The 7,366-nt window shown below is 69.2% G+C and carries 6 protein-coding genes; 3 read left to right on the top strand and 3 right to left on the bottom strand.

Features of this window, described 5'->3' with window-relative positions:
• Nucleotides 1-22 precede the first annotated feature (22 nt).
• The 3 genes from I6J71_RS46625 (at nucleotide 23) to I6J71_RS46615 (ending at nucleotide 3,124) form a co-directional block, all read left to right on the top strand.
• Nucleotides 23-550 carry a hypothetical protein gene (locus I6J71_RS46625; RefSeq protein ID WP_204092705.1) on the top strand — a complete coding sequence of 176 codons (528 nt, stop codon included), beginning with the start codon at nucleotides 23-25 and terminating at the stop codon, nucleotides 548-550.
• 105 nt (nucleotides 551-655) lie between these two features.
• The gene (locus I6J71_RS46620) at nucleotides 656-2,896 is read left to right on the top strand and encodes a hypothetical protein (RefSeq protein ID WP_204092704.1); all 2,241 of its coding nucleotides are present in this window, start codon (nucleotides 656-658) and stop codon (nucleotides 2,894-2,896) included.
• Nucleotides 2,897-2,929: 33 nt separating this feature from the next.
• Nucleotides 2,930-3,124, top strand: a complete 195-nt coding sequence (locus I6J71_RS46615) for a hypothetical protein (protein WP_204092703.1) — start codon at nucleotides 2,930-2,932, stop codon at nucleotides 3,122-3,124.
• Nucleotides 3,125-3,203: 79 nt separating this feature from the next.
• Here the strand turns inward: I6J71_RS46615 and I6J71_RS46610 are convergent, their stop codons facing one another.
• Genes I6J71_RS46610 through I6J71_RS46600 form a run of 3 tightly spaced genes read right to left on the bottom strand, consistent with a single transcriptional unit; the run spans nucleotide 3,204 to nucleotide 7,348 of the window.
• Nucleotides 3,204-3,632: a hypothetical protein gene (locus I6J71_RS46610; RefSeq protein ID WP_204092702.1), complete on the bottom strand. Its 429-nt coding sequence runs from the start codon at nucleotides 3,630-3,632 to the stop codon at nucleotides 3,204-3,206.
• On the bottom strand, nucleotides 3,629-4,018 hold the full coding sequence (locus I6J71_RS46605; protein ID WP_204092701.1) for a YbaB/EbfC family nucleoid-associated protein: 390 nt from the start codon (nucleotides 4,016-4,018) through the stop codon (nucleotides 3,629-3,631). The genes I6J71_RS46610 and I6J71_RS46605 overlap by 4 nt, the downstream gene beginning before the upstream one ends.
• 15 nt (nucleotides 4,019-4,033) lie before the next feature.
• Nucleotides 4,034-7,348 (bottom strand): right-handed parallel beta-helix repeat-containing protein, encoded by a 3,315-nt coding sequence (locus I6J71_RS46600; protein WP_204092700.1) that lies wholly within the window; start codon nucleotides 7,346-7,348, stop codon nucleotides 4,034-4,036.
• Between the last annotated feature and the right edge of the window lie 18 nt (nucleotides 7,349-7,366).

The raw sequence follows: 7,366 nt of genomic DNA, 5'->3' as shown, positions 1-7,366 counted from the left end.
GCCCAACTTCGGGTTCGAGCCGGTGTTGGCGGTGGTGGTGTTGATGTTCGAACTTGCGGTGCCGTTCGGACTGGTGTTCGTATTCGAACTTGCTGTGGGATTGGTGCTCGAGTTCGCCGGGCCGTTGGACCCAGCAGTGACGTTCCGACCGGCGGTGATGTTCGGCCCGCCGAGGGTGTTCGCTTTCGAACCCTCAGCGGTGTTCGAGTTCGCCGTACCGTTGGACCCGGCGGCGGCATTCAGTCCGGCGGAGGTGTTCGTATTCGAACTTGCAGTGGTGTTCGGACCGGCGGTGGTACCGGTGTTGGTTTTTGATTCGCCGGTGTCGGTCCTCGCGGTGTTCGAGCTCGGACCGGCGGAGGTGTTCGGAGCACCCATGCTGTTCGTATTCGAACCTGCGGTGGTGTTCAAACGGCCGGTGGGACCGATGCTGGTGTTGGGGTTCGCGCTGGTATTCGAGATGGTGGTGTTGGTGTTCTGGTTGCCACCGAAACCTGGCAGGCCGGGGTCGTCCTGGGAGCTCGAGGCGCGTGGGGGCGTGGCCGAATGATCCTCAGCCGACACGGGCGGCGGCGTGGCAGAGTAGTCGCCCCCAGCGGCCGGCGCAGGCGTCACGTCGCTGCTATTGCCGATCGGCGACGGAACGGGTCCACCCGTGTTCACCGAGCTCGCCGCCGGCGGCGGAGCTGAAGTGTTCCCGGTGTTCGCACCGTTGTCGTTCATGCCAGTGTTGTTCAAACCGGTGCTATTCGCACCAGCGTTGGCACCAATGTTGCCAGTACTGGTGCTATTCGAACTAACGTTGGTGCCGGTGTTACCAGCCCCGGCGCTTTTCACGCTGATGTTGTTAGTGTCGTTATTGCCGGCACCGGCGTTATTCGCACCGACGTTGGTGACGGTACTCCCAGAACCGATGTTATTCGCGCCGATACTGTCGGCGCCAGCATGGTTAACGCCAGAATTTTTGGCCCCAGCGCCACCAAACATGGTGTTATTCGCACCGTTGTTGGTGCCGATGTTACCGGGACCGGTGTCGTCCGCGCCGGTGTTGTTGGCGCCGATGGCGTTGGTCGCGGTGTTCGAGGCGGGGCCGGTGGTGGTGTTCGTGTTCGAGTCATGGGTTCCGGTGTTGCCAGCGTTAGTGCTGGTGCTGATGCTGTTCGCGCCGGTGTTGTGGGCGCCGATGGCGTTGGTCGCGGTGTTCGGGCCGGAGCTGGTGGTGTTCGTGTTCGAGTTGCCGGTTCCGATGTTGCCGGTGTTGATGTTGCCGGTGTTGGTGTTGCCGGTGTTGGTGTTGCCGGTGTTGGTGTTGCCGGTCGAACTGTTGTTGTTGGAGCCCGTGTGTGGATTGCCACCGCCGGTGGTGTTCGCGCCCGAGTCGTCATTCGCCGTGTTCGGGTTTGCTGTCGTGCCGGTGTTGTCAGTGCCGGGGTTGGTGTTCGTGTCGGCGCTGGTCGAGCCGCCGGTCGGGCCGGTGTTGCCTGCGCCGGAGGTCGAGTTGCTGGCCGAACCTGAATTGCCGGGCGTGGTGGTGCCGGTGAGGCCGGCGTTGGCATTGGAGTTGTCAGCGCCGGTGTTGGTGGAGTTGTCGCCGTTGGAGTTGGGGGCTCCGGCGTGGCCGCCGAAGTTCGTGGCGCCGTCTGTGTTCGCGCCGATACCCGAGTTCGCACCGCCGCTGGAGTTCGCTCCGCTCGTGTCTGCGCCTGCACCAGAGTTCACTCCGCCGCCGGTGTTTGCTCCTGTGTCGCCGCCCGTGTTCACGCCGCCGCCGGTGTTCACGCCGCCGCCAGTGTTCGCGACGCCGCCAGCACTGTTGCTGCCGTTGTTGGCGCCGCCGGTGTTCACGCCGCCGCCAGTGTTCGCGACGCCGCCAGCACTGTTGCTGCCGTTGTTGGCGCCGCCGGTGTTCACGCCGCCGCCAGTGTTCGCGACGCCGCCAGCACTGTTGCTGCCGTTGTTGGCGGCGCTGTTGTCGCTGCCGTTGTTGCCGGCGGCGCTGTTGTTGGCGGCGGCGCCGTTGTTCACGCCACTGCCATTGTTCAGGCCGCCGGTGTTGTTGGCGCCACTGCTGTTGTTCGCGCCGTCACCATTGTTGGCGCCGCCACCTGAGCCGCCGGCAGCACCGGCAGCGCCGGCAGCGCCGGTTCCGCCCTCAGCGCCGGTGCCACCACTCGCCCCGGCAGCAGGCGGCGGAGGCACCGACAGCTTGACGTTCGAATTCCCCAACCCGTTGACATCCCCCAGCTCACCCGCGCCATTCGGCGCCTTCGCCGTGGGGCCGTCCCCGCCGGTGAGCTTGTCGTGGAGGTGCTGGCCGGCGTGGTGGGCGCCGTGGGTGGCGGCGCCGGACAGGCCGCCGTTGACGGCGCCCCAGCCGAGGCTGTCGGTGTCGCCGCCGAAGAGGGCGGCGCCGGCGCCGCCGACGACGACCTCGGTGGTCGCTTCGTTGGCGGCGGCGCCGAAGACGTTCTTGCCGAACTTCGTGTCGAGCTTGCCGTCGAACTTGTTCAGCGCGCCGTGGAAATTGTGGGCGAACGCGCCGCCGATGCCACCCAGCACGCCGGACTGCCAGATGTCCTTGCCGTCGAGGCCGTGGCGGTTGCCCTGCGCGATCTGGATGATCTGCGCGAGCATCTCCTCCGCGATCTCCTCCGCCGCTTCCTCCGCGGTGGCCATCGCGAGGTGCGCGGCGAGGTTCATCAGGCGCTGCATGAGCGTCCGCTCGATCTCGACGATCGCCGTGCGCCCCATCGCGAAGATCTCCGGCACGAGCGGCATCGTGAACGGGTTCGACAGCGCCCAGAGGATGTCGGCCGCCGTGACCGCGATCGCGATCAGCATGCTGTACTTGGACTTCTCGACGTCCAGCGCCTGCTGCCGCAACGCCTGCGCCTGAGCCTGCGCGCTCGCGATGAACTGCTCGCCCATCGTGCCCAGCTTCGCAGCGAAATCGAGGAAGTTCTTCTGCACGTCGCCGCCGACGTTCGCCGCCACGCGCTCCGCCAGCTGGTTGAAGCCGGTGCCGGCGTCGGCGATGCGCTGGGCGACGTCGTCCCACTCGTCGGCCAGCGCGCGCATCGCGTCCTCGTCGCCCTGCGGCCAGGCGTCGCCCGCGATGATGTAGAAGATCCAGTTCAGGCTCGGATCCACCATCAGGCTCATCGCGGGTTCACCTCCTCCACGGGCACCGAAACGCTAGAGACTCACTTCGCCGGCTTCTGCGGCGTCTGCCTTTCCAACGGGTGGAACGTCTCCGGCTGCAACGGCGTGCCAGCACCACCACCGGCGTCCACGTTGAGCTGCGAAAAAGCCGTCCACAGCTGCGAAGCCGCCCTCGTCGCGGCCTCGTCGACGTCGCGGAACGAGTCGGCCGTGTCCCGCACCGCGCCCGCCGTGCCGTCCACCGCCTTGGCCCACGCGTCGACGCCGGTGAAGATCTTGCCCACGGCCTCGAGGTGCACGTTGGCGAAGTTCTTCCCGTTCTTGTCGTCCCCCGTCGCGGCCAGGACCCGGCCCGGCTGCGCCAGGTCGTGGATGCGCTGCGCGAGGTTGTGCAGCTCACCCGCCTTCTGGGTGAATCCGCTCGAGCTGCTGGTGAGCCCGTCGGCGTCCACGAAGAACTCGTCGCTCACGACTCCTCCATTCCGGGCACCCGTCCCGAGAACAGCGACCGCACGTCCACGCGGCCGTTCATCAGGTCCAGCGCGTTCAGCCCCGGCGGCAGCATCGGCGCCAGCGCCTCGGCCGACGCGGCGATCGACTTCTGCCGCGCCTCCTCCACGGTCTTCACGATCACCGACGCCAGCTCGGCCGGCGCCATCCGCTTGTACGCGGGGGTGGGGAACGAGAGGTCCGTCAGCTCGCCGGTGCGCGACACCGTCGCGGTCACCTCGCGCCGCGCCGACGTGACCGTGGTGGTGAGCGCCTCGACCTGCTTGCGGGTGTCGTCATAGCGCTGACGTTGCCGCTGGTACGCCCCGAGTGCTTCTTCCAACATCTTCTGGTACGGCGCGTTCATCGATTACCTCCTACCTCAGCCGACCGTCGCCAGGCCGGGGCCCAGCGCCAGCGCTCCGGTCTCGGGCGGACGGATGCCACGCAGATCGGCCGCCGCGAGCGTGCGCGACGCCGCCGCGATCGACAGCGTCCGCGCGAGTTCGTGAGCCGCGTGCACGGTGTGCTCCGACGCCGTTGCCAGCTCGTGGGCCAGCGCATCGCGGACGTCGCCGGGCACGTCGTGGCCCCGGCGCACCAGCAGCCGCACGGCGACCTCGGCCATTTCGTCCACTGTGTACTCGCCGAGTTCCCAGCCGACGGTGAACGAGTTCCGCAGTGAAGGCACCAGCCCCAGCAAGTCCGCCACGCGCCGCGTCTCACCGGTCAGCACCACGACCGGGTCGGCCGGGCGCCGCGTCACCGCCTCCGCGACGGCCTCCACGACCTCGGCACCCGAGCTGTGCGGCGCGATCTCCCAGGCACCGTCCACATCGAGCACCAGCACCCCACCGCTCGCGTCGTCCAGCGCTGTGCGCACGAGGTGCTCGGCCTGCCCCGGCCAGCGCGGGTACAGGTCCGTGGCCACGGAGCAGCGCACGAGCTGCCCGACGCTCACGAGCCCCAGCTCGGCCAGGCTCAGCGCGTAGAGCTTCGCGAACTCGGCCCGCCCGGAGCCGCGTTCGCCGCTGATCACGAGGTTCGCCAGGTGTCCCAACGGCTGGCGCTCCTGCTTGAGCGCGCCGAGCCGTACGAGCTGGGCCCGCGCGCTCTCCCGGACAGACAGCTGGCCGACGAGGTTGCGCAGCCGGTTCCAGCCGGTGCTCGCGCCGACCGCTGCCTGGGGGTCCGACCCCACCGAGACGGCCGAGGCAGCCGCCGCCGGCAGCTGCGAAAGCTCCGCGCGCAGGTCGTCGGCCGTGAGCCGGTTGAGTTCCGAATCCTTCGACGGTGGGTGCAGGGCCAGCCGCGACGCCTGGTTGTTCACCATGGCCTCGAACAGTTTGCGGGCCACGCGGCCGTTGCCGAACGTCGAATCCTTCGGCACCCGCTCGAAGTACGCGCGCAGCGCGCCGATCGCGTCGTCGGTCAGCTCGTAGTAGTGCTTGCGCGTGAGGCCCGTGGTGATGGTGACGAGTTCGTCGACGCTGTAGTTCGGGAACTCGATCGTGCGCGTGAACCGCGACGCCAGACCGGGGTTCGACTGCAGGAACTGCTCCATCTGCTCGGAGTAGCCCGCGACGATCACGACCAGCGAGTCGCGCTGGTCTTCCATGATCTTCATCAGCGCGTCGATGGCTTCCTGGCCGAAGTCCGGACCGGACCCGCCCGTGCCCGCGGCCAGCGTGTACGCCTCGTCGATGAACAGCACGCCGCCGATGGCCTTCTCGACCACCTCGGTGGTCTTGATCGCCGTAGAACCGATGTACTGGCCCACCAAGTCCTGGCGCGCGACCTCGATCATGTGGCCCTTCGACAGGATGCCCAGTTCCGCGAGCACCGTGCCGTAGAGCCGCGCGACCGTCGTCTTACCGGTACCCGGCGGGCCCGCGAACACGAGGTGGCGGCTCATCGGTGGCATCGGCAGACCCATGCGCTCGCGCATCTGGGACATCTTGATGAGGTTGATGAGGCCCGTGACCTCCTTCTTCACCCCCGTGAGCCCCACCAGCGACTCGAGTTCGCCCAGCGACCCGTCGAGCACCTCGCCCGCGGCGTCGCTCACTGTCTGCTCGGCCGGCTGGTCCGGGATCGCGGGTAACGCGGAGAGGGCAGCCGCCGGTTCGGCGCGCACCTGGTCGGTGCTCACGTTCTCGACGCTCGCCTGGTCGCCCTCGAGCCGGCGCACGGGCTCGCCGCCCGCGTCGTTGACCACGCAGTCGCGGATCGTCACCGGCTCGCGCGTGTCCACGCGGAACCCGTCCTCACCCGCGCCGAGCACCTCGCACTCGACGAGCGACGCGCGGGAACCGTCCTGGAGCACCACACCGTTGCGCCGGGCACTGCGCACCCGGCAGCGCGAAGCGGTGAGCACGGCGCCGGGTGCGACGGTGATCCCGTCGGTGTCGGGCTCGGCGATTTCGCAGTCCTGCAACGAGTTCTCGGCCGAGCCCGCGACCTTCAGGCCGCCGCCGCGCACGAGTACGGAGGTGAGCGACGACGGCGCGCTCGCCGCCAGCACCACGGCGTGCTCGGCGCTGGAGCCCACGCGGATGTCGGACACGGTCAGGCGCGCCGACTCCGTCACGTCCAGGCCGGGTTCGCGGCCGGTCTCGACCGACGCGTCGGCCAGCTCCAGTCGCGACTGTCCGGAAAGGACGATCCCAGGTCCGCTGTCGGCATTGAGCCGAAGGCCGTTGATCGTCACGGCCGAGTCGGCGCTGACCACGACGGCGGTCTGCGTGGAGCCGCGCACGGTCGCCCGTTCGAACTTCGGCGTCGCCTCGCCGTCCACGAGGATCGCGACGGGTGAGCCCTCGAACGTGCAGTCCACGAACTGCGGCGCCGCGTTCGCCGTCGCCTGCACGGCGTTGCGCTCCGCGCCGGAGAACACGCATTCGCGCAGCAGCGGCGCCGCCGAGCCGGCCACGTGCGCGGCCTGCATGGGCGCGGACAGGAACTGCGAGCCTGCCACGGAGACACGGCCCTGGCTGGTGAGGTAGAGGTCGACGTTGGCGCTCTCGTGCACGGTCAGTCCGGTGATCGTCGCGCGGCCCTGCTGCTCCACGACCATCGCGGGCTTCTGCGCGCCGGTGACCTCGCAGTTCTCGACGACCGCGACAGCCTCGCCGTTCACGCAGATCCCGTTGCCCTGCGGGCGGCGCACCGCGCAGCGGCGCAGCACCACGGACCCGACCTCGGCCACCACGATCCCCGACGACGCGGCGTCGGTGATCTCCGTGTCCTCGATCGTGCTCTGCGCGGGCGACGCGACGACCACACCGGCCCCCGCCGAGCTCGTGACGGTGCAGCCGCGCAGCGCGAGCCGGCCCTGCAGCCGCGCGAGCAGCGTCGCCCACGAAGCGCCGGCGATCCGGCAGTCGTCGAGCGCCGCCTCACCGCGCACGACGTCGACGGTCACAAGGTTCGCGTCGGTGCTGGTGAGCGTGAACCCGCGCAGCTGCACCGCTTCGGCGTTGGCGACGAGCACACTGCCCTCGCTCGCCACGACCTCGACGGTGCCCGCACCCTGCTCGGCGACCAGCGACACCATGCGGTCCACCACGAGGCTCTCCTCGTAGCGGCCCGGGTGCACGCTGATCGTCGCCCCCGGCTGCGCCTGCGCCAGCGCGGCGCCGATCGTCGGGTACGCTCCCGCCCGATCACCGCCGACCACGAGCAACTGTCGGTTCATCGAATCCGCCTCTCCACC

It is taken from the genome of Amycolatopsis sp. FDAARGOS 1241 (assembly GCF_016889705.1).
In the GTDB taxonomy this organism is placed as follows: Bacteria; Actinomycetota; Actinomycetes; order Mycobacteriales; family Pseudonocardiaceae; genus Amycolatopsis.
This window is presented reverse-complemented; position numbering and strand designations above follow the sequence as displayed.